This is a genomic window from Streptomyces sp. NPDC019531 (assembly GCF_044903305.1).
Classification (GTDB): Bacteria; Actinomycetota; Actinomycetes; order Streptomycetales; family Streptomycetaceae; genus Streptomyces.
Window position 1 is genome coordinate 288,799 of sequence record NZ_JBJDQL010000006.1, and the last position, 24,669, is coordinate 313,467.

A 24,669-nucleotide genomic window follows, 5' to 3' on the forward strand; every position below is an offset into this window, starting at 1 on the left:
CACGTCTTCGACCGCGGGCTGAGGGTGCTCGCGGCCAGGCCGCGTCTCGCACAGCGGGCGGGGCACCGGAGCGCGGGCTGCCGGTCCCCTTCCTCAGGCACGTCTTCGACCGCGGGCTGAGGGTGCTCGTGGTCAGGCCGCGTCTCGCACAGCGGGCGGGGCACCGGAGCGCGGGCTGCCGGTCCCCTTCCTCGGGCACGTCTTCGACCGCGGGCTGCTCGGCGCGCTCCAGGCCTTCCAGCGCGGCGAGTCCGAAGTTCTCGGCGGGCCCGGGGGCCAGACACACGGCGGCGGGGCCGACGGCTTGATGCGGCCTGTCGCTCGGCGGCCAACCGGCGGTCGCCGCCGGGACCCGACCTTCCGGTCGACGCACCCGTTTACTTGATCACCGCGTTGGCCACCACGACCACCACCCCCAACATCGCGTCCACCACGCCGATCGTGACCGCCGCGAGCCACGAGCGCCGGGACCAGCGGGCCGTGACGAGGCCGAGGGTGAACAGAAGGCCGATGTTGAGGGCGAAGGCCGGGTACTCGACGCCGTTCGCCGGCCACCAGCCCCAGCCGGCCCCGGCCAGGATGGCGGCCGTGGGCAGGACCGCCGCGACCAGGGGCCACTCGTCGGCCAGGGTGTGCAGGACGTCCCAGCGGCGGTGCGGGGCGCGCTCGGCGATGTAGTGGGCGTAGCCGTGCGCGAGGGCGGAGGCCAGGGCGGTCACGAGCAGCCACGCGGCGTCGTAGCGGCGGCTCTCCCGGGAGGTGTGCCCGTGCTGGGTGAGCGCGGCGACCATCGAGGACGCCAGGACCGAGCCGTAGACGCCGCCGAACAGGACGGCCTCTCGGGTGTCGTGCCGGTGCGGCAGGGACGCAGCAGCCTCGGTGTCCGCCATGTCCTCCACGATCACCCGGGTCAGGGCACCACGCCAGTCCGCGCCGGAGTCTCCTCCCACCTGCGCCGGCACTCCACACTCCGTCGACGGACGGCCCGGGAAGGATCTCGCTAGGGTCGCCCCATGGACCACAGTTTCGTACTCCACATCCCCGACACCGAGCTCGAATCCGAGCCTCTCGCACGGGAGCAGATCGTCTCCGGGACGCCCGAGGTGACCGGCAAGGTGGTCTGGGAGTCGGAGGACGGGCGCCAGATCCGGGGCATCTGGCAGATCACCCCGGGCGTCGTCACCGACACGGAGGCGGACGAACTCTTCGTCGTCGTCAGCGGGTCGGCGACCATCGACATCGAGGGCGGACCGACGCTGAAGGTGGGGCCCGGCGACATGGCCGTACTGCGTGAAGGCGACCGTACGACGTGGACGGTGCACGAGACGCTGCGGAAGGCGTACGCGATCAACCTGTGAGCGGAGGCGCCGTCGTGCCGCGGATCTCCAGTACCGGCGCGGAGAGATCCGTACGGCCCTCTCCCCCACGCCCCTCGAACCGGTCGAGCAGACAGCGTGCCGCACGGCGGCCGACCTCGTGGCCGGCGTTGTCGACGGTGGTGAGCCAGACGTGGCGCAGGCGGGCGATGCTCGTGTTGTCGTAGCCGACGACGGAAAGGTCGCGCGGGACGCTCAGGCCGAGTTCCTCGGCGGCGGAGACCGCGCCGACGGCTGCGATGTCGTTGACGGCGAAGACGGCGGTCGGCCGGTCCGCGCGGCTCAGCAGCCGGATCGTCGTGCGGTAGCCGCCCTCCTCGGTCATGTCGCTCCCCTCGACGACCGCCTCGTCGGCGAGGCCGTGCGCCCGCATGGTCGCCTCGAAGCTCCGCCGGCGCAGCCCGCCCACCGCGCCGTATCCCGCGATGTGCGCGATGCGCCGGTGGCCGAGGCCGATCAGGTGCTCGGTGACCAGACGGGCGCCGCGCTCGTCGTCGTTGGCCACTACGTCCACCCCCGGCAGTGTCGGCTCGCGCGCGCCCGCCACCACCACCGGAAGGCGTTCGGCCACCGCTCCGAGCGCGGCGGGCTCGGGCAGCGTGCCGACCACGATCAACCCGTCGACCCCGAGGTCCAGGAACGGTCCCGCCGGGTCCTGTCCGGTACGGCGGTTGAGACGGGCGTCGGCCAGGAGCATGCGCAGGCCGTTGTCGTGGAGCAGTGAGTTGAGGCCGTCGAGCAGGTCGACGAACCAGGGGTTGCGCAGGTCGTGCAGGAGCACTCCGACCGTGCGGGTGCGCTGCTCCCTGAGGCTGCGGGCGGCGGCGTTCGGACGGTAGCCGAGCTCGCGCACGGCCCGCAGTACGGCCTCCCGCTTCTCTGGGCGCACCTGGTCGGAGCCCTGCAGCACGAGCGAGACCAGCGACTTCGAGACACCGGCCCGGTCGGCCACATCGCGGATCGTCGACGGTCCCATGAATATGGACCGTTCCATGACGCGGCACGGCTTGTCAAAGCTTGACAGCAGGCGGAATCGGCACCCAAGGTGACCTTCAGAGTCTATGGAACGATCCAATGAAGGGCCTCCCCCATGGTCGATGCGCTCGGTGTCGCCGTCGTCGGATTCGGCTGGATGGGGCGGGTGCACACCCAGGCGTACGCCCGTGTTCCGCACCACTACCCCGGGCTCGTCCTGCGTCCGCGGCTGGTGACCGTCGCCGAGGACGTGCCGGGACGGGCCGAGGAGGCCGCCGCGCAGTTCGGGTTCGCCTCGACGACCCGCGACTGGCGCGAGGTCACCGCCGACCCGCGGGTGCAGGCCGTCAGTATCACCGCCCCGAACTTCCTGCACCGCGAGATCGCCGTCGCGATGGCCGAGGCAGGCAAGCACATCTGGATCGAGAAGCCGGTCGGCCTGACCGTCGAGGACGCCCGCGCGGTGGCCGACACCGCGGCCGATTCGGGGGTGCAGAGCGCGGTCGGCTTCAACTACCGCAACGCCCCCGCCGTCGAGGCCGCCCGCGAGCTGATCGCCTCCGGCGACATCGGCACGGTCACGCATGTCCGCGTCCGGCTGTTCAGCGACTACGCGGCCCACCCCAAGGGCGCCCTGACCTGGCGCTACGAGCGTGAGCGCGGCGGCAGCGGAGTGCTCGGCGACCTCGCCTCGCACGGCGCCGACCTGGCCCGTTTCCTGCTGGGCGACATCGTTTCCGTCACGGCCGACACCGCGATCTTCGTGCCGGAGCGCGCCCGTCCGACCGGCGCCACCGCCGGGCACACGCTCGCGACCGGAGAACTCGGGCCGGTCGAGAACGAGGACTATGTCAACTGCCTGCTGCGCTTCGCCTCCGGTGCCCGTGGCGTCCTGGAGGCCTGCCGCGTCTCGGTCGGCGAACAGAACAACTACGGCTTCGAGGTGCACGGCACGAAGGGCGCGGTGTTCTGGGACTTCCGCCGCATGGGAGAGCTGGGCATCAGCCGCGGTACGGCCTACCAGGACCAACCGGTCAACACCACCTATGTCGGCCCGGGCTCCGGTGAGTTCGGCGCCTTCCAGCCGGGCGCGGCCAATGCCATGGGCTACGACGACCTGAAGGTCGTGGAGGCCTACCGCTTCCTGCGCTCGATCGCCGAGGGCACCCCGCACGGGGCCACGTTGAGGGACGCCGTGCACAGCGCCGCCGTAGTGGACGCCATGTCCCGGTCCGCGGAGAGCCGTTCGTGGGTGGAGGTTTCGGCATGACGATCCAGGCCGGGGCGGTGGGTGCCACGATGCACGGAAGCCGCCCGGGCTCGTTTCGTAGGCCAGGGGCGTGGCGGTGACGGAGATCGACTCCGGGCGGAGGTTTCCGCCGCACGGCAGGGTGTTGCGCGCGGGTACGGCTCCGGGGAGGCAGTCCAGGTGGCGAAGCCGCTCGGGCTGAAGTGGTCGTCCTTCCTGCCTCGACGTACCGAGATCCCGCGGCGGACCGCGCCGGGCCTCGGGCTGTACCACCATGCGGCCCCGCCGCATGGGCGCGGCAAACCACAACGCGCCCCGCACCCGAAAGACGGCCCTAGTACGGCATGTTGTACGGCGTCACCACCTGAATCGCCGAAGGCACCGTCACCCCCGCCGGCGGCAACGCCCCATGCGCCCGCATCACGATGTGACACGCCTCCCGCAGGTCCTGCCGCAGATCATGGTGAAGTACGGCGGACAGCCGGTGTTCCCGCAGCAGCCGGTCGTTGTCGTGATCGAGATCGTGGGCCACGAACACCGCGCACTCCCTGCCCAGATCCTCGAACGCCTGAAGCGTGGCGATGTTGCCACCACCGATCGAGTAGACGGCCCGGATCTCCGGATCACGTTCCAGTGCGGCCTTGACGAGGTCGTACTGCGTGGCGTCCAGCCCCTGCCCCTCGGTGATCTCGACCACCGTACGGTCGGGATGACGGGTGCGCATCGCAGTGCGGAACCCCATCTCGCGCTCCTCCTCGTTGCGGAAGAACCCGCTGCTGAGGCTGGCGAGGACGTTCCCGGGGCGGCCCCCGAGCCATTGGCCCATCAGATACGCGGCCGTCGCGCCGGCCGCCCGGTTGTCGATGCCGACGTACGCGAGGCGGGCGGTCGCCGGCAGGTCCGTGACCAGGGTGACCACGGGGATGCCCGCCTCCGCGAGCCGGTCGACGGCCGCCGTGGCCTCGGGGAGGTCCGGCGCCTTCAGGATCACGCCCTGGGAGCCTCGCCGGGCTATCCGGTCAAGGGTCTTCGCCAGTTCCGCCACCGGGCCGGTCTCGCGGAAGTGGAAACGGGAGCGCAGGACGGCGGGGTGCAGGGCGGGCAACTCGGCCTCCAGGGCGGCGCGCACCGCCGTGGAGAAGCGCTCCGGCGTCTGCATCACGATGTCAATCATGAAAGTGCGCCCGACCAGCCGGACCTGTGTGCGCTGCCGGTCAAGGTCGGTGATCGCCTGCTGGACCTCGCGGGCCGTGCTCTCCCGGACCCCTCCCCTGCCGTTCAGGACCCGGTCGACGGTGGCCTCGCTCAGCCCTGCTTGACGTGCGATTTCCCGGATCGGGAACGGGTGTCCCACGCGCCTGCTCCTTGAAGGGTTTTTGATGGCTGCCTGCTGGTTGTTCGACGCCTTTGTCATGACAAGAATGACAGCGCTGAGTCGCCCCTGTCACCGAGAGGACGCCGATGTCCTTCACCGCCGTACACCGCCGTGCCTGGCTGTCCGAGCAGGACTGCGACCTCGACTCGTTCCGCGAGCTCGTCGAGCGGACGGCCGACCCCGCCGACTATCCGCACGCCCGCGCCGTGGAGCGGAACGTCCTGCTGTACGACGCCGAGCGCGTCCTCGGCGCGGAGGACCGCCGGGAGGCGCAGGAGGAGCTGGTGCGGGCCATGACCGACGGCCCCGGTGTCGTGGTCTTCCGGGGCGCCTTCCCCGAGCCCTCCGTCGTCGACCGGTTGACCAAGGTGTTCGACTCGTTGATCCGCGAGCAGTACGCGGCCGGTACGACCGCCGGTGACCACTTCGCCAGGCCCGGTGCCAACGAGCGGGTGTGGAACGCGCTGGAGAAGGCGGCCCTCTACGACCCGTCGGCGTTCGCCGACTACTACGCCAACCCGGTCCTCGCCCTGGTGTCGGAGGCCTGGCTCGGCCCCGGCTACCAGGTCACCTCGCAGGTCAACGTGGTCAACCCGGGCAGCCTCGCACAGGCCGCGCACCGCGACTACCACCTGGGCTTCCTCGGCAACGAGGCCGCGGCCGCGTACCCGGCCCATGTGCACCGCCTCTCCCCCGTGCTCACACTCCAGGGCGCGGTCGCGCACTGCGACATGCCGGTGGAGTCGGGACCGACGCTGTACCTGCCGTTCTCGCAGCTGTTCGAACCCGGGTATCTGGCGTGGCGGCGACCCGAGTTCCAGGCGTACTTCAAGGAGCATCACGTCCAGCTGCCGCTCGCGAAGGGCGACGCCGCCTTCTTCAATCCGGCGCTGTTCCACGCCGCAGGGACCAACCGCACCACGGACGTGCGGCGCATGGCCAATCTGCTCCAGGTGTCCTCGGCCTTCGGACGGGCCATGGAGACCGTGGACCGGGAGGCGGTGTCGAACGCCGTCTACCCCGTCCTGCTGCGGCGCAGGACGGAGGGCGCCGCCCCGGAGTGGCTGGATAACGTGATCGCAGCGAGCGCCGAGGGCTACCCCTTCCCCACCAACCTCGACAGCGACCCACCGGTCGACGGCCTCGCCCCGCCCTCGCAGGCGGACGTCGTACGGCGGGCGCTCGGTGAGGAATGGAACGCCCGGGCGCTCAGGGACGCGCTGCGGGTGGCCGCCGACCGGCGCACCAGCTGAGTCACGCGTACAAACCGAAAGGGCACATTCATGGGACTTCTCGACGACAAGGTCGTCCTCGTCAACGGTGGCAGCCAGGGCGTCGGTGCCGCCATCGCCCGGGCCGCCGTCCGCGAGGGGGCGGTCGTGGCCGTCTCCGGCCGGCGGCCGGAACCCGGTGCGGCGCTGGTCGCGGAGCTGGAGGCGGCCGGAGGGAAGGCGCTCTTCGTCCGCGCCGACCTCGCCGACGCCGAGCAGGCCAGGGAGTCGGTGAAGCAGGTCGTCGCGGCATACGGCCGTATCGACTGTCTGGTGAACTCCGCCGGGCTCACCTCCCGGGGCACCCTCCTGGACACCACGCCCGAGCTGTTCGACCAGCACATCGCGATCAACCTGAAGGCACCGTTCTTCGCCATGCAGGCGGCGGTCGCGGACATGGTCGGCCGGGGGGCGCCCGGCACGGTCGTCAACATCATCACGTCCTCGGCGCACGGCGGGCAGTCGTTCCTCGCGCCCTACGTCGCCGCGAAGGCCGGTCTGATCGGCCTGACCCGCAACGCCGCGCACGCCCACCGCTGGGACCGGGTCCGCATCAACGGTCTGAACATCGGCTGGACGGCGACCGAGGGCGAGGACGCCACCCAGAAGGCCTTCCACGGCGCCGGCGACGACTGGCGGGAGGAAGCCGCGGCCAAGCTTCCGATGGGCAAGCTGGGCCAGCCGGACGAGATCGCCGACTTCGTGGTCCTCCTGCTGTCCGACCGGTCGGGCGTGGTCACCGGATCGGTGATCGACTGGGACCAGAACGTCCTGGGCGGCCTCGACTGACCTCCCCTGTCCACCCGGACACATCGGTCGGACACACCGCCCGGACACCGCTCACAAGAAACACCCTCAAGGAGCTGCATCCCCCATGCGCATCGGAATCCTCGGCCTCGGCCGCATCGGCGCCTTCCACGCCGAGACCCTCTCCGGACTCGACGCGGTCGAGTCGCTCGTGCTCACCGACCCCTTCGCAGGCGCCGCCAAGTCGGCCGCCGACCGGTTCGGCGGCGAGGTCGTGGACTCGCCCGAGGCCCTGCTGGCCTCCGGCGTGGACGGCATCGTCGTCGCGGCGGCGACGGACGCCCACCCCGGCCTGATCCTGGCAGGCGTCGAGGCCGGCATCCCCGTGTTCTGCGAGAAGCCCGTTGCCAAGCACATGAGCGAGGGCGTCGAGGTCCTCAACGCCGTCCAGGGCAGTGACGTGCCGATCCAGATCGGCTACAACCGCCGCTTCGAGACCGGTTTCGTCAACGCCCGGGCCGCCGTACAGAGCGGTGAACTGGGCAAGCTGCACACCGTGCGCTCGACCACGCTGGACCCGGCCCCCCCGCCGGCCGCGTACATCGCCGCCTCCGGGGGCATCTTCCGCGACTGTTCCGTGCACGACTTCGACATCATCCGCTGGGTGACCGGCCGCGAGGTCGTTGAGGTGTACGCAGTCGGCGGCAACCGGGGCGCCGAGTACATCAAGGACGCGGGCGACGCCGACACCACCGGCGCGATCCTCACCCTGGACGACGGCACCATCGCCGTGATCTCCAACTCCCGCCACAACGCCCGGGGTTACGACGTCCGCATGGAGATCCACGGCTTTGCCGACTCCATCGCCGTGGGCCTTGAGGACAAGCTGCCGCTGCGCTCGGTCGAGCCCGGCGTGACCTTCCCGGCGGGCATTCCGCACGACTTCTTCATGGACCGCTTCACGGCCGCCTACCGCGCCGAACTCACCGCGTTCACCGAGGTCGTGGCCGGTACCCGGCCCTCGCCGTGCACGATCGCGGACGCCCTGGAGGCGGGCTGGATCGCCGAGGCGTGCACACTGTCGCTGCACGAGCACCGCCCGGTGACGATCGCCGAGGTCCGCTCCGCCTGAACCCTCTCCTGTGTCCCGGGCCCCGTTTTCCGGGACACAGGTGTGAACACCGTGCCTCCCGCGCCCGTTTACGGTCACGTGATCTCTCCGTACGACCATGAGAGCCCTCCACGCCCGACCGATCCAGGAGGCACGACAATGCAGGAGTTACACGAGACCGCCGGTCCCCGGACCGTGGCCGTCGTCGGCGCCGGACCGAGCGGCCTGACCGTCGCCCGCGAACTGGAGCGCGCCGGGCACCGGGCGACCGTTCTCGAGGCGCAGGACGCGGTGGCCGGGAAGTGCCGGAGCGTGCACGTCGACGGGCACGCCTACGACCTGGGCGGGCACATCTGCACCAACAGGTACGAGCGGACAGCCCATTTGCTGACCGAACTGGACGTGGAGACGGAACGCACCAGCCGCTACCGCGTCATCGACGCCACCGGACGCGCCGTGCGGCAGTCGATGGCGTTCCTGCGCGACGGGGCTCTCCAGCGCTACCGGGCACTGCGCGAGCGGGAGTTCCCCCGTATCGCCGAACCCGGGCTGGCCCACTCCGCGCGGGCGCTCGCCGCTCCGGTCGCCGAATGGCTCGCCGAGCACGGGCTGCGGTCCATGGCCGAGTCCTTCGGCACCGGGTACACGGCCGCCGGGTACGGCCATCTCGACGACGACCTGCCCGCCCTGTACTTCGTCAAGTACGCGGAGATGACAGGGCTGTTGGACCCCGCCCCCGAACTCCTGAGCCACCCGGGCGACTTCACCGTCGTGGGCGGGTTCGCCTCGCTGTGGCGCCGGGTCGCGGAGGAGCTGAAGGACGTGCGGTGCGGGGTGCGGGTGACGTCGGTCGAGCGGCACCCGGGCGGAGTGCGGGTGCACACCGACGCGGGCCCGGTCGAGGCCGACGACGTGGTGCTCGCCGTCACACCGGACCGTCTGCTGCGGGTCCTGGACGCCACCGACGAGGAGCGCGATCTCGGCGCGCGGATCCGCACGAACGCTTACCACACCACCCTCGCCACCGCGTCCGGCCTGCCCGAGGACGCCTTCTACTTCCTCGCCGGCCACACCGCGAGCCGCGCGACGACCGGCCACTGCGTCTCGTACCACCACCGCTACCCGGACAGTGACGTGCGGACCTTCTACTCCTACGGCCGCCCCGAGGACGTCACCGCGCTGCTGCGGGAAGACGTCACGGCGCTCGGCGGGCGGCTGGAGGCGGTGCACCGCCAACGGGCGTGGGCGTTCATGCCGCACTTCGGCAGCGACGACCTCAAGGACGGCGCGCTGGACCGGCTCGACGCGCTGCAGGGCCGTAACCGCACCTACTACGTGGGCGGACTGCCCGCCTTCGAGCTCGTCGAGTGCACGGTGGCCCACGCCCAGGACCTCGCGCGCCGCCACTTCCCGCCTGTTCAAGACACACTGACCAGGCCGCCCGGGCGGCCTGGTTCGAGCCGCGGCCGCGTATGTCCCAGGGGGTTGTCCGACACCCCCTAGTAGGCCTCGCGCAGCTCTGCGAGTTCGCGTCGGGTGTTCAACTCCTTTTCGGTCTGGCCCAGTTCACCGAACACGTCGGCCAGGCAGTCCAACGCCGGTGCCAACTCGCCCGCGCTGTGCTGTCTGCGGGCCTCGGCCACCGCTTCCACGGCGCAGGCGCGGGCCTCGGCCGGTTCGCCGGTGGCGCTGTGGCAGCGGGCCAGGTCGACCAGGAGCCCCACCCGCAAGGGCAAGACGATCTCGGGCACGGCCCATGCGATCGGCCCCCGCAGCGCCTCCCGGGCCTCGGGGCCCACCCCCAGCGCGTCCCGGTGCCGCCCCAACGCCCTCAGCACACCGACCAGTTCGGCCAGCACGCGTGGCCGTACCAGCTCGACGTGCGCCAGCTCCCTCAGCGACATGGCGGCGAGGAGCGCGACGCACTCCTCGTACACGGCCACGGACTCCTCCGCACGACCGACCGCGGCGAGCAGCATCCCGTACGTCCGCAGCGCGCCGGGCAGGCTCCCGAGCGTCCGGTCCCGGCGGTCGGGGACGGACAGACCGCGGTAGGCCTCCACACACGCGTGTGCCTCCGCCACGGCCTCCTCGGTCCGGTCGAGGCCCGCGAGTGCCTGCGCCCGCACATCGCCGACGAAGGCGGTCAGCACCGGGGACGCCTGCGCGCCCGGTACGGCGGTCGCATCGTCTGCGGCCGCGCATGCCTCCTCACAGCGCCCGGACAGCAGCAACGCGTGGGCACGCAGCGCCAGGGCACGGCTCAGCCCGTCCGCGTCGGCGGTCGCACGGTAGACCGCCACCGCTTCCTCGGCCAAGGCCAGCCGCCGTGCGGGCGACGGCGACCACAGCCCCGCCCAGGAGGGCGTGACGCAGTACGACAGCGCGGCCCCGAGCAGCGGCCCGCCCTTCTCCGGCGCCAACCTGGCCGCCGCGCGCGGCAACGGCAGCAGTATCCGTACGAGTCCCATGCACACCCCCTCGCCGCCCCGCCGAGGACAGCCGCGCCATGGTTGCACAGCGCGTCACGCCGATGGCGCTATTCGCGAGGGACGTAGCGAGCACGGGGGAACTTCGCCGAACTCCCCCCGGACGGCACGGAGTCAGCCGTACAGGGCAGGCCGTTCCACCGGCTCCACCGTCATCCGGCCGCCCTCGATCAGCGACCGTACGCCCGCCGCGGCGTAACCGCCCCAGACGCTCGGGCCGGTGATCTCGCCCCGTCGTTGCCGGTGCCGATGACGGCGACGCCCAGTCATCGGCATCCCTTCAGGCTCCGCAGGACCTCAGGAACTTACGGGTGCGCACCGCGATCGGCAGTGGCCTGTCCGGCTCGCATGGGTACATGTCCTGCTCGACGATGGCGAACAGTTCCACGCCGAGCTTTTGCGCGGCGACCAGCACCGGCGCCAACTCGGGTACTCCGGACGGCGGTTCGCACATCACCCCGCGCTGGACGGCCGGGCCGAACGGGATCTCGTTCGTCACGACGTCCGCGAGGATCTCCGGGTCGACCTGCTTGAGGTGCAGATAGCCGATGCGCTCGCCGTACGCCTCGATGAGCTTGACGCTGTCACCGCCGCAGTAGGCGTAATGACCCGTGTCCAGGCAGAGGTTGACGAGTTCGGAGTCCGTGGAGTCCAGGAAGCGCTCGACGTGGTCCTCGGTGTCGATGTGGGTGTCGGCGTGCGGGTGCACGACGATGTCGAGGCCGTACGCCTCCTTGACCTCGTGGCCGAGCCGTTCCATGCCCTTGGTGAGGTGGGCCCACTGCTCGTGTGTCAGCTCCGGCGGTTCCAGGATCTCGGCGGTCTTGTCGTCGCGCCAGAAGGACGGGATGACGACGAGGTGCTTCGCTCCCATGGCCTGGGTGAGCGCGGCGACCTGGCTGACGTGCTCCCAGGTCGGCTCCCAGACCGAGGGACCGCGGTGCAGACCGGTGAAGACCGTGCCGGCCGAGACCTTGAGGTCGCGCCTCGCGATCTCGTCGGTGAGCCGGGCCGGGTCCGTGGGCAGATAGCCGTACGGCCCCAGCTCGATCCAGGAGTAGCCCGCCTCGGCGACCTCGTCCAGGAAGCGTTCCCAGGGCACCTGCGCCGGGTCGTCGGGGAACCAGACACCCCAGGAGTCCGGGGCGGAGCCGACGCGGATGCGGTCGAGTGGGGCCGCCATCTCAGGACTTCCCATCGCCGGTGGCCGCCACGGTGAGGTCTTCCTCTTCCGGGAGGGCTTCGGTGTCGACGCCGCTGACCTGGGACAACTCATGCTTGAGCGCGGCGAGTTCGGCGCCGCCGGCCATGTGGTTGGTCAGCTCCTCCAGCGTGATGTCGCTGCGCTCGGCGGACAGCTCCATGGTGCCCAGGCGCAGCACGCTGAAGTGGTCGCCGACCATGTAGGCGTGGTGCGGGTTGTGGGTGATGAAGATGACCCCGAGTCCCCGGTCCCGCGCGGCGGCCACGTACTTGAGGACCACGCCGGACTGCTTGACGCCGAGCGCGGCGGTCGGCTCGTCCAGGATCAGGACGCGGGCGCCGAAGTAGACCGCACGCGCGATGGCCACGCACTGGCGCTGACCTCCGGAGAGGGTGCCGATGGGCTGTTCCATGTCGTCCAGGACGATACCCATGTTGCGCAGTTCCTCGTCCGCGGTCTTCTTCATCTTCTCGATGTCGAGGCGGCGCGCGGGCCAGGGGCCCTTGGTCATCTCGGAGCCGAGGAAGAAGTTGCGCCACACCGGCATCAGCGGGACCACGGCGAGGTCCTGGTAGACGGTGGCGATGCCCTTGTCCAGCGCCTCTCGCGGGGTGGAGAAGCGCACCGGGGTGCCGTCGACGAGGAACTCGCCCTCGGTGTGCTGGTGCAGACCGGAGATGATCTTGATGAGGGTGGACTTGCCTGCGCCGTTGTCACCGAGCACGCAGGTGACCTGGCTGGGGCGCACCTTCAGGCTCACCCCGTGCAGGGCGCGGATGTTGCCGTAGGACTTTCCCGCGTTCCGCAGCTCGACGACCACACCGTCGCTGCCGTCGCCGGGGCCGGCCCCGGGCTCGTCGGCCAGGATCTGGCCGTGGGTTCCTGCTTCGTTGGGCATGTGGGTCACCTCCGGGTCGCCGTGCGGCTGACCCACAGATTGATCAGGACGGCGCCGAGGAGCATGACGCCGAGGAAGGCCTTGAACCAGTCGGGGTTCCAGCCGGCGTAGACGATGCCCTGCTGGACCATGCCGAACATGAACGCGCCGAACACCGGGCCGATCGCCGAGCCGGCGCCGCCGGTCAGCAGACAGCCACCGATGACCGCGGCGGAGATGTAGATCAGCTCCTGGCCGACGCCCTCACCGGACTGCACCGTGTTGAAGGAGAACAGGTTGTGCATGCCGACGAACCAGGCGCCGAAGCCGACCAGCATGAACAGCGAGATCTTCGTGAACATCACCGGCACACCGACGGCCCGCGCGGAGTCCTTGCTGCCGCCGACCGCGAAGATCCAGTTGCCGTACTTGGTGCGCAGCAGCACCCAGGTCGCCAGAGCCGCGAACACCAGCCAGTACACGATCGTGATCTTGATCTGGACGCCGCCGACCTCGAAGGAGGAGGCGAAGACCTTCTTGGCCTGGTCGAAGCCGTCCATGTCGGAGATGTCGTCGGTGGCCACGTTCCCGGTCACCAGCTTGGTCACCGCGAGGTTGACGCCCTGCAGGATCAGGAAGGTGCCAAGCGTGACCAGGAAGCTGGGCAGGCCGGTCCTGACCACCAGCCAGCCGTTGAGGAACCCGATCGCCAGCGACACCAGCAGGGCCACGAATACGCCCACCCACACGTTCAGCGTCAGCTGGAAGGCGAACATCGACGCGGTCAGCGCCGACGTGATCACCGCGACACCCGACGACAGGTCGAACTCGCCGCCGATCATCAGCAGCGCGACCGGCAACGCCATGAGCCCGATGGTGGAGGACTGGTAGAGGATGTTCGCCATCGAACTGCCGTCCCGCACCGGCGGAGCGGCGATCAGGAAGAACACCCACACCGCCACCGCGCCCAGGAAGACACCCACCTCGGGGCGGGCCAACAAGCGTATGGCAAGGGGGCGTTCAGCGGTCCGCCCGTCCTTGACCTTGCCGGGGCCGGAGGCCGGCGGTGCGGTCACCGCCGGCTCGGCATGCTGGGTCATACCCATCACCTGGTGCCCTTCGCGGCGTACTTGGCCACGGTCTCGACGTTCGACTTGTCCACGAAGGCCGGACCGGTCAGCACCGGCTGCTCGCCGCCGCCCATGTAGTTGCCGTTGTTCTTGTAGAGCCACAGCGAGTCGATCGCCAGGTAGCCCTGGAGGTAGGGCTGCTGGTCGACGGCGAACTCGATGGTGCCCTTACTGATGGCGCCCGTCAGGTCCTTGTTGAGGTCGAACGTGGCGATCTTGGCCTTGCTGCCCGCGTCGGACGCCGACTGCACCGCGGTCAGCGCGAAGGGCGCGCCGAGGGTGACTACGTAGTCGATGGACTTGTCCTGGGTGAGCTTGGCGGTGATCGTCGACTTCACGGACGGCATGTCGGTGCCGTTGACGTTCAGCGTCTGCAGCTTGCCGGTGAAGGTCTTCTTCACACCGTCGCAGCGCTGGGTCAGGCCGATGTTGCCCTGCTCCTGGATGACACAGACAGCGCTCTTGGCACCGGCCTCGTTCAGCCGCTTGCCGAGCGCCTCACCGGCGACGGTCTCGTCCTGGCCGAAGAACTCCATCAGGCCGAGCTTCTGCCACTCGCTGACACCGGAGTTGAGGCCGACGACGGGTATTCCGGCCGCCTTCGCCTTGGCGACGACGTCCTTGAGGGCGTCCGGCTTGGCCAGGGTGATCGCGATGCCGTCGACCTTCTGGTCGATCGCGTTCTGGACCAGGTTGGCCTGGTTGGCGGCGCTCGGGTCGGCCGAGTAGACGAGCTTGACGTTGTCCTTGGCGGCGGCGGCCTGGGCGCCCTTGCGGACGATGTCCCAGAAGGTGTCACCGGGCGACTGGTGAGTCACGAGCGCGATCGTCATTCGGGGCGTTGAGGCCTTGCCCGCGGAGGCGCCGTCCGCGCTCTCCTCGGACTGCTTGCCGCCCGAGCTGCTGGAGCAGCCGGCGAGCGTCAGGGCCGCGGCCGCAGCGAGGGCCACGGCGGGGGCGAATCTCCGCGAACGGGAGAGAGAAGAGCGGTCCATCTTTCCTTGCACCTCACTGTGCGACGGGGAGAACGTCGGGAAAGGGGCGGATCATCGAGAACGCGGCAGTTGCGTTGGGACGGAATCCAATCCCCAGGGGCGCGCACTGTCAATACTTTGTTAAGACATCCTTTCACAACCAGGTCAGAATGTAAGCACAAACGATTGACGGCGTTGCCCTTCGGGTCCTACACCTGGGGGAAGCAAGGCCCTCCGGGCCCCACGTCCCCAGGCCGGCTCCGAGGAGCGTCGCGCATGGCCGAGCCAGTTCAGCACTTCGACGTGATCAGTATGGGCCGTATCGGAGTTGATCTCTACCCGCACCAGTCGGGGGTGTCCCTTGCACAGGTCCGGTCATTCGGCAAGTTCCTCGGCGGTTCGGCCGCCGATATCGCGGTCGCCGCAGCCCGGCTCGGCCGCTCCAGCGCGGTCACCACCCGTACCGGAGCCGACCCGTTCGGGGCGTATCTCCACCAGACCCTCACGGAGTTCGGCGTCGACAACCGCTGGGCGACACCCGTGGAGAGCGGTCCGACCCCGGTCACCTTCTGTGAGATCTTCCCGCCGGACGACTTCCCGCTGTACTCCTACCGCCGCCCCATGGCCCCCCGACCTGGAGATACCCCGCTCGCCGTGCACCGCGACGGCGCGACGGCGCGAAGCCCCGTCCATCCCGGTCGAGGTGGTCAACGGCCCGGGCGCGGGCGACGCGTTCGGCGGCCCACTGTGTCACGGGCTGCCGGCTGGGAGTTGGAGCGGACCATGCGGTACGCCAACGCGGCGGGTGCGCTCGTCGCCTCCCTCCTCCCTGCTCTTCCCCGATGCCCACCGAGACCGAGGTGGACGCCCTCCTGGCACGAGCAACGCCTGAAACAGAGCACGACTTGACCAACATCACCCCGAACCCGCCCGCACACCTCCGCCTGACCGTCGCCCAGCGCTGGTGCGGTTCCTGTGCGTCCAGTACAGCGAACGGGACGCCGTACGGCACCTCGTGATCGCCGGCACCTGGGGCATCTTCGACCACGGCAATGCGGCGGGTGTCGGCCAGGGGCCGGTTGTCCGTTGGCGATGCCTCACTGGTGGCATTCGCACGGACAGACGCCACCACCCGGACAGGCGTCGGGCAGGAACGTCCGGTCGACCATGCCCCGGTCCTGCAGCGCGGACAGCAGTCGCAGGAAACCCGCGGCGGAGTCCCGGTCCTTGACCCTTCCCTCACTGGCAGCCGCGCCCAGCCGTGCCCTCGCCTGCGGAATCGCGCACGCGTACTCGGCGACGTGCCAGGCCAGCCGCTCGTCCAGGTACTGGATCACCGCGTCACCGCCGTCGGCACGCCCTCCCGCGATGAGTGAGGTACGCCCCGCCTCGACCCGCTCGAAGGACCACAGCATCATGTAGTAGGCGGCGAAGTACAGGTCCGCCTGGGCCGTCGTGCTGAGATCCGGGCTCGTGCCGCTGTTGGACGAGCCGTAGTGCAGCCGCGCGACGTAGTTGCGGGCCACCGCGCTCTCCCCGGCGGTCAGTTCGTGGAGCAGGCTCCGGGCCGTCTCGAACCTGGAGCGCCGGTGCTCCGTCCGGTGCGCCTGCAGCGCTATGCCGACGGCCGCCAAGGCCAGTGCGGCGGACGAGAGACCCGCCACCGCCGACCACTGGTTCCAGTCCACGTCCCGCCCCCTCGGCCGCACCCCAGAGGGAATCCCTTCCCCGCCGCGGCAGGCCGTTCGCCACCGTTCATCAGCCGGGGCGGCGGAACGACGGGCTCAGTGGGCCGGACTCCCTCTTCGGCGACCTGCACGTCTACGGCAGCGTCTTACACCCAGGGCAAGGTGATCACCGCGGTCATCAACCTCGGCTTTCCCAAGCATTCCTGACGACACATCAGAATCTCATCCGCCCCTGGTCGACAAGGGGCAGCCGGCGCGCCGCCGCAGAGTCGGCACGCAGGGTGGTGCACAGCCAGGTCAAGCGCCCGCTGGTGCTCAGTCGCCGCCAGGGAGGGCGCCGCCCGGCTGACGATGCAGCGCACGGCTTACGACGACACGGGCCCGGCCGGTCGAGTACGGGACGCACATCTACCGGGCGTCGCGGTACGCGTTTGATTTCCAGTTGCTGGTCGGGGCGTGAGGAGGGTCTCCGACCCCAAACGCGGGGGCCATCGCGCTTGACATGGGGTGGCCCAGAGGTGGAAAGTCGTACACATACGGCGTAAATCTACGATGCAGATGAAGGGCCAAGCGCCCATGAGTGCACCGTCAACAGTCCTGGTCACCGGTGGGGCCGGCTTCATCGGTAGTCACACCTGCGTCGACCTGCTGGACCACGGCTACGAGCTGATCGTCGTCGACGACTACTCCAACAGCTCGCCGCAGGTCTTCTCCCGGGTGGAACGGATCGCCGGCCGTTTCGTCGGCACCTTCTACGAGCTGGACATCCTGGACCGGCGCGCCTTGTCATCGGTCTTCGCCCGGCACTCCGTGGACGCTGTGGTGCACCTGGCCGCCGTCAAGTCCGCGAGCAGGTCACTGAAGACGCCCGTCGAGTACTACGACACCAACGTCGGCGGCACGACCGCGCTGCTGCGCACCATGCACGAGCACGGAGTGCACCAACTGGTCTTCTCCTCCTCCGCCGCGATCTACGGCGACGCAGGCCCCGGACCGCTCGACGAGGCCACCCCCGCCCGGCCCGCCAACCCGTACACAGCATCCAAGTGGATCTGCGAGCAGATCCTCGCCGACGTCTGCCGCCGCCGTCCCGAGTACACGGTGCTGTGCCTGCGCTACTGCAACCCGGCCGGCGCCCACCCCAGCGGTCTGCTCGGCGAGGACCCGCACGGCCCACCCGACAACCTGGTGCCGTACGTGGCCCAGGTGGCGATCGGCCAACGGGAGCGGCTTCGCGTGTTCGGCACCGACTACCCCACGCGCGACGGGACGGCGGTCCGCGACTACACCCACGTGATGGACGCGGTCGAGGCACACCGTCTCGCACTCGACCACCTCGCCGACGGGCCCGGTATGCACGTGTTCAACCTGGGCACGGGCAGGGGCAGCACGGTCCTCGACGTCGTCACCGCGTTCTCCCGGGCATGCGGTGGCCCGATCCCGTTCGAGGCCGCACCACGTCGCCCGGGCGACGTGGCCGAACTCGTCCCCGACACGACCGCCGTGGCGCGCTCCTGGGGCTGGCGCGCCGCGCGGGACCTCGACGACATATGCCGGGACGCCTGGCGGTTCCAGCAGCTCAGCCTCCGTGGCTAGGCGGGCTCCGCCCGGCGACCCGAGAGGAAGAAGTGAGCCACCGAGCCAGCCACGACGAAATGCGAAAATATGTCCAATATAGTTAAAATAGTTGGCCATACGCGGTTGGCGTTGTTCGCGACCGTGGTACGTCGGCCCGGAGGCGCTTGCCGATGCCGCAGACCCACCGGTTGATGACCGCATATCTGGCCTTCGTCGTGGGTCTCACCTGCGTCTCCATGACCGTTGCCGCCGCGCACCTCCCTCTGGAGGCCCTCATGGGCCTGGGCAGCACCGCGGCCGTCCTCACCGGCGTCAGCGTCCACCGGCCCGCGCACCGGTGGCCATGGCTCGCCCTCGCCGGCGGACTGCTGGTCTTCACCGCCGGTGACACGTACTACGAGATGCAGGAACAGTACTTCCGGGCGGCGGACCCCTCCCCCGCGGACGCCTGCTTCCTCGCTGTGTACCCGCTCTTCGCCGCGGGGCTGTTCGGCCTCGTGGCGTACCGCTGGGTCCATCACGACCTGCCCAGTCTGCTGGACGCCCTGATCGTCACCGCCGGGCTGGGCCTGCCGGTCTGGATCTACCTGGTGCAGCCGGTCGCCTCGCTGGACGGGCTCAGTTGGCAGCAGCGCGCGATCAGCATCGCCTACCCGCTGGGCGACCTCGTGCTGCTGGGCTTGGTGGCACGGCTGCTCGCGGCCGACCCGCGGTCCGGCCACCACCGCACCGTTCAACTGCTCGGCCTGGGTACCGTCACGCTACTGGGCTTCGACATCGCCTTCGGGGTTCTGCAGCTCAACGAGGGCCGGGCGCCCGACACACTGCTGGACGCCGGCGGGATCGTCTTCTACACGACCTGGGGGCTGGCCGCGCTCCACCCCTCCATGGCCCGGCTGACCGAGCCTGAGCCCCGCCCTGAGTCCCTGCGCCCGCAGTGGCGCAGGCTCGTACTGCTCACCATGGCCACGCTGATCGCGCCCTGCATCCTGATCATCGAGGAGCGGACGGGCAGCGTGCGCGACGCGACCGTCCTGGCCACCTTTTCCACCGCACTGTTCCTCCTGGTCATCCTCCGGCTCGCGGGCATGGTGGTCGCCCACCGCAAGGCCATGGCACGCGAGCAGGCGCTGCGCGTGGCCACCGCATCCCTCGTAGCGGCCATGACGCCGGCTGAGATCGGGCGGGCCTGCGGCACGACGGTCACCGCTCTGATGGGGCCGGACGTACCACACCGGAGCCTGCTCGTGCCGACCGGTGAGGCCCACTACTTCCTCGGTCTTCTCGCGGATGCCGCCTCTCCCACGAATCAGCAGAACGATCCACAGGGCGGTTCCCTCCTGGTGCCCGCCGACCGTCTCGGTGCGGACATCGCCCCCAGGCTCGGCAAGCTGCCGAGCGCTCTGGTGTGCCCGGTCGGCCAACTCGACCGCAGGGCCTGCGACGACCTCCCCGGTGTGCTGGTGTCCGCCGGACCGGAGCGCCGCCTCTCCGACGTGCGCGGCTCGGTGGAGATCCTCGCCTCACATGCGGGCCTGGCGGCGGACCGTATCGCGCTGCGTCGGGAGATCGTGCGGAAGGAGAGCGAGGCATACTTCCGCACCCTGGTCCGCAGCGCCTCGGACGTCATCCTGATCATCAACGACGACACGACCGTGCGCTACGCCAGCCCCTCCGCTGAAGCCATCTTCGGCAGCGTCCCGCTGGCCGGTAGCGCGCTGCGTGAGCTGGTGGATCCCCGGGACTACGGGCGGATGGGCAGCACCCTGGCGACGCTGGACGGCGACGCACGGAAGGAGAACCACGACCACTGGCGGGTTCTGCGCGGGGGCGGCCGCATCGAGGTGGAGGTACGCTGCCGCGACCTGCGACAGGACGAGACCGTGGGCGGCCTGGTGGTCACTCTGCGGGACGTGACGGAACAGCGCCAGCTGGAACAAGAGCTCACCCAACGGGCCTTCCACGACTCGATCACCGGCCTTCCTAACCGGACCCTGCTGCTGGAGCGGACGGGCCGAGCCCTGCTGCGCGGACGACGCGAATCGGCACTGACCTGCCTCCTCTTCATCGACCTGGACGACTTCAAGATCGTCAACGACACTCTGGGGCACCCGGCAGGCGACCGGCTCCTCAAAGCGGTGGGCGAGCGCCTGGAAGAGACGCTGCGCCGCACCGACACGGCGGCCCGGCTCGGCGGCGACGAGTTCGCGGTACTGATGGAGGACGCCAAGCTGCCGCTGGACGCCGACCTGCTGGCCGCACAGGTGATCCAGACCCTGAGCCGGCCCTTCCAACTGTCCGGCGACAAGGTGAGCGTCTCCGCCAGCGTGGGCGTGGCCACCGCGCTCGACACCACGGACGCCATGGAACTGCTCGCCCTCGCCGACCTGGCCCTGTACGCGGCCAAGGCCGCGGGCAAACGCCAGTGGCGCCGCTATCAGCCCCAGCTGCGGACACGCATGACGGAGCGCCAAGATCTGCGGGAGCGGCTGGACGACGCGCTCGCTCGGGACGAGTTCGCACTGCTGTACCAGCCCGTAGTGGACTTTGTCGCGGGCCACGTCGTCGGCTTCGAGGCGCTGGCCCGCTGGCCGCACCACCTGCACGGGTCGGTACCGCCCGGCCAGTTCATCCCCGTCGCCGAGGAGACCGGCCGCATCACGCCGCTGGGTGCCTGGGTGCTGCACAGTGCCACCGCCGACATGGCCCGGCTGCAGAACCAGGTCCGGCCGTCGGCGCCGCCGTACGTCAGCGTGAACGTCTCCGGCCGTCAGTGGCAGGACGAGGGCTTCATCGACGAGGTGTCCCGGGCTCTGGGCACCCCGGGCCTGTTCCCGGGCTCATTGCAACTGGAGCTCACCGAGTCGGTGCTCATGCGACGGGACGAGCAGATCGACGGCCTCATCCGAGAGCTCAAGGGCCTCGGCGTGCGCATCGCCGTGGACGACTTCGGCACCGGTTTCTCCTCACTGCGCTATCTGCGCGACTTCCCCCTAGACGTACTCAAGATCGACAAGTCGTTCATCGACGACATTCCGCACGACGCCCGGCAGGTCAAACTCGTCGAGGGGATCATCCGCCTCGCCGCCACGCTCGAAGTGCAGGTGATCGCCGAGGGCATCGAGGTGCCGGAGCAGCGCGACCTGCTGACCGCGATGGGCTGCCGGTACGGGCAGGGATTTCTGTTCGCGCCGCCGATAACGTTGGACGAGGGGGCGGCCGTGCTGCGCGGCCGGGAAACGGGAGGAGTCCCGTGAGCCGCCCGGACAGGGCCCGACGCAGTCGGTTCCTCACCCGCGCCGATCTCACGCTGCGGGGCCACGAGGCTTCGTGAACGGTGCCGGTGACAGGGCGAACGCCGTCTCCACCAGAGCAGCGTGGCTGAACACCGTCGGCGCGTTGCCCAGTTGACGGCCCTCGTCCGGGTCCCACTGCTCGGCGAGCAGACCGACGTCGTTGCGGACGGCGAGGAGGCGTTCGAAGGCCGCGCGGGCCTGCTGGGGGTGCCCGGTCGCGGCGAGGCATTGGGCGTACCAGAGGGAGCACGACACGAACGCGCCCTCGGGACCGGGGATACCGTCCAGCCCGTGCGCGGCGCCGCCGTCGGAGGCGTACCGCCGCACGAATCCCCCGTGTGCCAGCTGCCGCATGGCGCGTACGGTGCCTCGCACCCGCTCGTCCGTGGCGGGCAGGAAGCCGAGCCGGGGGATGAGCAGCGCCGAGGCGTCCAGGGCCGATGAGCCGTAGGACTGCACGAACGACCCCTGCCGCGCGTCCCATCCCTTGCGGCAGACATCACGATGAGCCTCGTCGCGCATGGCCCGCCACACGCCCGAGGATCCGTTTCTGCCGAGCAGCGCCCCCATGCGCAGAGCACGGTCGGCAGCCACCCAGACCATCACCTTGGAGTGCACGAACTGCCTCTGCCTACCCCGCACCTGCCACAACCCCTGGTCCGGCCGGCGCCAGTGCCGCACGAGGTAGCCCATGAGGACTTCGACCAGGTCCCACACATGAGCCGGCATGAGGATCCCGGCCCGGAGCGACAGCCAGAGCGTGTCCATGACCTCGCCGTACACGTCCAGCTGGAACTGGCTCGTCGCGGAGTTCCCGAACCGGACCGGTTGGGATCCCTCGTAGCCGGTCAGCCACGGCGCCTCGGTCTCCGTCAGCAGCCGTTGCCCCTCGACGCCGTACACCGTCTGCAGATGGTCGGGGTCACCCGCGATCGCCCGCACCAGCCAGTCCAGCCAGGCCGTGGCCTCCTCCCGGTAACCGCTGCGCAGCAGGCACGACAGGGTCAGGGTGGAGTCGCGCAGCCAGCAGTACCGGTAGTCCCAGTTGCGCTCGCCGCCCACGCGTCCGGGCAGCGAGGTGGTCGGTGCCGCGATGATGCCGCCCGTGGGGGCGTAGGTGAGCGCCTTGAGGGTGATCAGTGAACGCACCACCGCGTCCCGCCACGGGCCCTCGTAGCGGCACTGGGCGCTCCAGCGCCGCCAGAAGTCACTGGTTTCCTTCAGCGTCGTCTCCGCCGGAACGGACAGCGGTGGCGGCGGCTCGGTCAGGTGCGACGGCGACCAGACGAGCGTCAGGGCCAGCCTCCGGCCTGCCGTGACCACGAAGTCGTGCTCCGTGTCGCCCTCGTGGTCGGGCACGTTCAGCGGCCCGTCGGCGTGCAACCAGACGGCGTCCGGCCCCGCGACCGCGAAGGTGCCGGATTCGGCGACCCGAACCCACGGCCGGACGCGGCCCTGGTGGAACCGCAGGCGCAGGTCGCTGCGCATGGGTACCGAACCCCACATGCCCTCCACGATGCGGACCACGCACGGCAACTGCGTACGCGGCGGCATGAAGTCGATGATCCGCACAGCGCCGGTTGCGCTCCGCCACTCCGACTCCAGGATCAGCGTGTCCCCGCGGTACCTCCGACGGGTACAAGCGCCTCCGGTAACGGGAGCCACCCGCCAGAATCCGTTGTCCTGCGTGCCCACGAGCGCGGCGAAACACGCCGGCGAGTCGAACCGGGGCAGGCACAGCCAGTCGATCGACCCGTCCCTGCCGACCATGGCGGCGGTCTCCAGGTCGCTGATCAGGGCGTAGTCCTCGATGGGTGAGTTCATGACGGGAGCCGCTCATAGTCGTTCGGTTCTTGGCAGGCCCGCGGCAGCAACGGCTCCCACCAGGAGCGATGTGTCCGGTACCAGTCGAAAGTCTCCGCGAGCCCGGCGACCAGGTCTTTGCGTGGTGCGAACGCGAGCTCCGTCTGGATCTTCGTGGTGTCGACCGAGTATCGGCGGTCCCCGTTGCTCCGCCGGTGCTCGACGAATCTGATCATCCCCCGGTCCGCGCCGCACACCTGCAGCAGCAGGCCTGCCAACTCCCGCTGAGAGAGTTCGTCGCCGGCGCCGATGTTGTAGACCTCGCCCGGGCGGCCTCCCGTACGCACGAGTTCGATGCCGTGTACGTGGTCGTCGATGTGGATCCAGTCGCGGACGTCCAGCCCGTTGCCGTGCAGCGGCACCGGCCTGTCCGTCAGCAGATGGGTGATGATCCGCGGGATGACCTGCTCGGGGAACTGGTGGTGCCCGTAGTTGTTCGAGCACCGGGCCACCCGTACGTCGAGGCCGTGGGTGCGGTGGTACGCCAGCGCGAGCAGGTCGGACGCCGCTTTGGAGGCGGAGTAGGGCGAGTTGGGCCGCAGCGGGTCGGTCTCCGGCCAGGAGCCCGCGCGTATGGAGCCGTAGACCTCGACGGAGGAGATGTGGATGAACGTGTGCAGTCCGTGGCGCAGGGCCGCGTCGAGCAGGGTCTGCGTACCCAGGACGTTCGTCCGGATGAACCCCTCGCTGCCCAGGCGGGACCGGTCGACGGGTGAATCCGCGGCGAAGTGCACCACCTGGTCGTGCACGGCGACCAACGCGTCGACGACGTCCGGGTCACAAATGTCCCCGCGGACGAAGGAGAAGCCCGGCGCGTGGCGGACGTCGTCCAGGTTGGCGAGGTTGCCGGCGCGGGTGAGCTTGTCGAGCACGGTCACCGCGACGCCCGGCGGGCCGCACGGCCCCAGCAGCGTGCGTGCGTAGTGCGAGCCGACGAAACCGGCTCCGCCGGTGACCAGGATGCGGGTCGGGGTCATGACCGGAGCCGCACTGTGGCGTGGGGTTGTCGCGGGCCTGAGATCAGGGTCCCCTTTCGCATCACGATCACCACCAGGGAGGGTCAATGTAGTATATTTACAACGTATACGTACATAATCCCCCCAGGGGCGTTCCGCGTCAACCGAACCCCGACACCTCTCGCCTTGACTTTGCGACGAGATCGGATGAAAGTGTACGTGTACACCGTATCCTTCTCATAGAGACGGATTGCGACATGTATGTGTCTTCGAGTCGCCGCCCAACCGCTGCCGCTCCCCACCGGCTGCGTCGCGCAACCGACTGGCCGGCCCGCCTGTCGCCGCACCGGGCATGCGACCTCTCTCCTCGGGACGTCGGCGGCCAGGTCCGCCGTTTCTCCGACATGATCGTGCCGACGGCGATCATCTGCCGCGGCATCGTACGCAGGCGCTGGTCCCTGCCGTACCGCTACCGGGTCCACGCATCCGTCCCGCGATCAGCCGGCCGGC

19 protein-coding genes and 3 pseudogenes are annotated in these 24,669 nt (G+C 70.0%); 10 read left to right on the plus strand and 12 right to left on the minus strand.

Annotated features, from left to right (window positions below; genetic code table 11):
• Positions 1-377: 377 nt before the first annotated feature.
• Positions 378-890, minus strand: coding sequence for a hypothetical protein (locus tag ACI2L1_RS10780; protein WP_404739023.1), 513 nt, complete (start codon positions 888-890; stop codon positions 378-380).
• A gap of 123 nt (positions 891-1,013) precedes the next feature.
• Here ACI2L1_RS10780 and ACI2L1_RS10785 point away from each other — a divergent pair, with 123 nt between their 5' ends.
• Complete coding sequence (locus ACI2L1_RS10785) at positions 1,014-1,358, plus strand: cupin domain-containing protein (RefSeq protein WP_404738964.1); 345 nt, start codon at positions 1,014-1,016, stop codon at positions 1,356-1,358.
• On the opposite strand, the gene ACI2L1_RS10790 is transcribed toward ACI2L1_RS10785, so the two are convergent.
• Positions 1,348-2,352: a LacI family DNA-binding transcriptional regulator gene (locus ACI2L1_RS10790; protein WP_404738965.1), complete on the minus strand. Its 1,005-nt coding sequence runs from the start codon at positions 2,350-2,352 to the stop codon at positions 1,348-1,350. The genes ACI2L1_RS10785 and ACI2L1_RS10790 overlap by 11 nt on opposite strands.
• 114 nt (positions 2,353-2,466) lie before the next feature.
• Between ACI2L1_RS10790 and ACI2L1_RS10795 the strand changes: the two genes are divergently transcribed.
• Positions 2,467-3,621 (plus strand): Gfo/Idh/MocA family protein, encoded by a 1,155-nt coding sequence (locus ACI2L1_RS10795; protein ID WP_404738966.1) that lies wholly within the window; start codon positions 2,467-2,469, stop codon positions 3,619-3,621.
• 313 nt (positions 3,622-3,934) lie between these two features.
• Here ACI2L1_RS10795 and ACI2L1_RS10800 read toward each other — a convergent pair whose 3' ends face one another.
• The gene (locus ACI2L1_RS10800) at positions 3,935-4,954 is read right to left on the minus strand and encodes a LacI family DNA-binding transcriptional regulator (RefSeq protein ID WP_404738967.1); all 1,020 of its coding nucleotides are present in this window, start codon (positions 4,952-4,954) and stop codon (positions 3,935-3,937) included.
• A gap of 107 nt (positions 4,955-5,061) precedes the next feature.
• Here ACI2L1_RS10800 and ACI2L1_RS10805 point away from each other — a divergent pair, with 107 nt between their 5' ends.
• The 4 genes from ACI2L1_RS10805 to ACI2L1_RS10820 all read left to right on the plus strand — a co-directional run bounded on the left by ACI2L1_RS10805 (position 5,062) and on the right by ACI2L1_RS10820 (position 9,607).
• Positions 5,062-6,228 carry a phytanoyl-CoA dioxygenase family protein gene (locus tag ACI2L1_RS10805; RefSeq protein ID WP_404738968.1) on the plus strand — a complete coding sequence of 389 codons (1,167 nt, stop codon included), beginning with the start codon at positions 5,062-5,064 and terminating at the stop codon, positions 6,226-6,228.
• Positions 6,229-6,258: 30 nt separating this feature from the next.
• Positions 6,259-7,035 (plus strand): SDR family oxidoreductase, encoded by a 777-nt coding sequence (locus ACI2L1_RS10810; protein WP_404738969.1) that lies wholly within the window; start codon positions 6,259-6,261, stop codon positions 7,033-7,035.
• 85 nt (positions 7,036-7,120) lie between these two features.
• Positions 7,121-8,125 (plus strand): Gfo/Idh/MocA family oxidoreductase, encoded by a 1,005-nt coding sequence (locus ACI2L1_RS10815; protein ID WP_404738970.1) that lies wholly within the window; start codon positions 7,121-7,123, stop codon positions 8,123-8,125.
• 138 nt (positions 8,126-8,263) lie between these two features.
• On the plus strand, positions 8,264-9,607 hold the full coding sequence (locus tag ACI2L1_RS10820) for a protoporphyrinogen/coproporphyrinogen oxidase (protein WP_404738971.1): 1,344 nt from the start codon (positions 8,264-8,266) through the stop codon (positions 9,605-9,607).
• Here ACI2L1_RS10820 and ACI2L1_RS10825 read toward each other — a convergent pair.
• The 6 genes and pseudogenes from ACI2L1_RS10825 to ACI2L1_RS10850 form a co-directional block, all read right to left on the minus strand.
• Positions 9,604-10,575: a hypothetical protein gene (locus tag ACI2L1_RS10825; RefSeq protein ID WP_404738972.1), complete on the minus strand. Its 972-nt coding sequence runs from the start codon at positions 10,573-10,575 to the stop codon at positions 9,604-9,606. The two genes, ACI2L1_RS10820 and ACI2L1_RS10825, sit on opposite strands and share 4 nt — an antisense overlap.
• Before the next feature lie 132 nt (positions 10,576-10,707).
• Positions 10,708-10,830: pseudogene (locus tag ACI2L1_RS10830) on the minus strand (inositol 2-dehydrogenase); the annotation flags it as partial.
• 43 nt (positions 10,831-10,873) lie between these two features.
• On the minus strand, positions 10,874-11,776 hold the full coding sequence (locus tag ACI2L1_RS10835; RefSeq protein ID WP_404738973.1) for a sugar phosphate isomerase/epimerase family protein: 903 nt from the start codon (positions 11,774-11,776) through the stop codon (positions 10,874-10,876).
• Between the two features lies 1 nt (position 11,777).
• Entirely contained in the window at positions 11,778-12,695 is a 918-nt protein-coding gene (locus ACI2L1_RS10840) for an ATP-binding cassette domain-containing protein (protein WP_404738974.1), read from the minus strand.
• 5 nt (positions 12,696-12,700) lie between these two features.
• On the minus strand, positions 12,701-13,780 hold the full coding sequence (locus ACI2L1_RS10845; protein ID WP_404738975.1) for an ABC transporter permease: 1,080 nt from the start codon (positions 13,778-13,780) through the stop codon (positions 12,701-12,703).
• Positions 13,780-14,799, minus strand: a complete 1,020-nt coding sequence (locus tag ACI2L1_RS10850) for a sugar ABC transporter substrate-binding protein (RefSeq protein WP_404738976.1) — start codon at positions 14,797-14,799, stop codon at positions 13,780-13,782. Before ACI2L1_RS10850 ends, ACI2L1_RS10845 begins: the two co-directional genes overlap by 1 nt.
• 255 nt (positions 14,800-15,054) lie before the next feature.
• Here ACI2L1_RS10850 and ACI2L1_RS10855 point away from each other — a divergent pair.
• Positions 15,055-15,797: pseudogene (locus ACI2L1_RS10855) on the plus strand (PfkB family carbohydrate kinase).
• A gap of 78 nt (positions 15,798-15,875) precedes the next feature.
• Here the strand turns inward: ACI2L1_RS10855 and ACI2L1_RS10860 are convergent.
• Positions 15,876-16,466, minus strand: a complete 591-nt coding sequence (locus tag ACI2L1_RS10860; RefSeq protein WP_404738977.1) for a hypothetical protein — start codon at positions 16,464-16,466, stop codon at positions 15,876-15,878.
• A 327-nt stretch (positions 16,467-16,793) separates the two neighbouring features.
• Between ACI2L1_RS10860 and ACI2L1_RS10865 the strand changes: the two are divergent.
• The 3 genes and pseudogenes from ACI2L1_RS10865 to ACI2L1_RS10875 all read left to right on the plus strand — a co-directional run.
• Positions 16,794-16,926 (plus strand): annotated as a pseudogene (locus ACI2L1_RS10865) (UTRA domain-containing protein); the annotation flags it as partial.
• Between the two features lie 116 nt (positions 16,927-17,042).
• Positions 17,043-18,062: a UDP-glucose 4-epimerase GalE gene (gene galE / locus ACI2L1_RS10870; RefSeq protein WP_404738978.1), complete on the plus strand. Its 1,020-nt coding sequence runs from the start codon at positions 17,043-17,045 to the stop codon at positions 18,060-18,062.
• Positions 18,063-18,214: 152 nt separating this feature from the next.
• Complete coding sequence (locus tag ACI2L1_RS10875) at positions 18,215-21,301, plus strand: EAL domain-containing protein (RefSeq protein WP_404738979.1); 3,087 nt, start codon at positions 18,215-18,217, stop codon at positions 21,299-21,301.
• 48 nt (positions 21,302-21,349) lie between these two features.
• On the opposite strand, the gene ACI2L1_RS10880 is transcribed toward ACI2L1_RS10875, so the two are convergent.
• Entirely contained in the window at positions 21,350-23,164 is a 1,815-nt protein-coding gene (locus ACI2L1_RS10880; RefSeq protein ID WP_404738980.1) for a glycoside hydrolase family 15 protein, read from the minus strand.
• Complete coding sequence (locus tag ACI2L1_RS10885; RefSeq protein ID WP_404738981.1) at positions 23,161-24,180, minus strand: dTDP-glucose 4,6-dehydratase; 1,020 nt, start codon at positions 24,178-24,180, stop codon at positions 23,161-23,163. Before ACI2L1_RS10885 ends, ACI2L1_RS10880 begins: the two co-directional genes overlap by 4 nt.
• Positions 24,181-24,669: the final 489 nt, after the last annotated feature.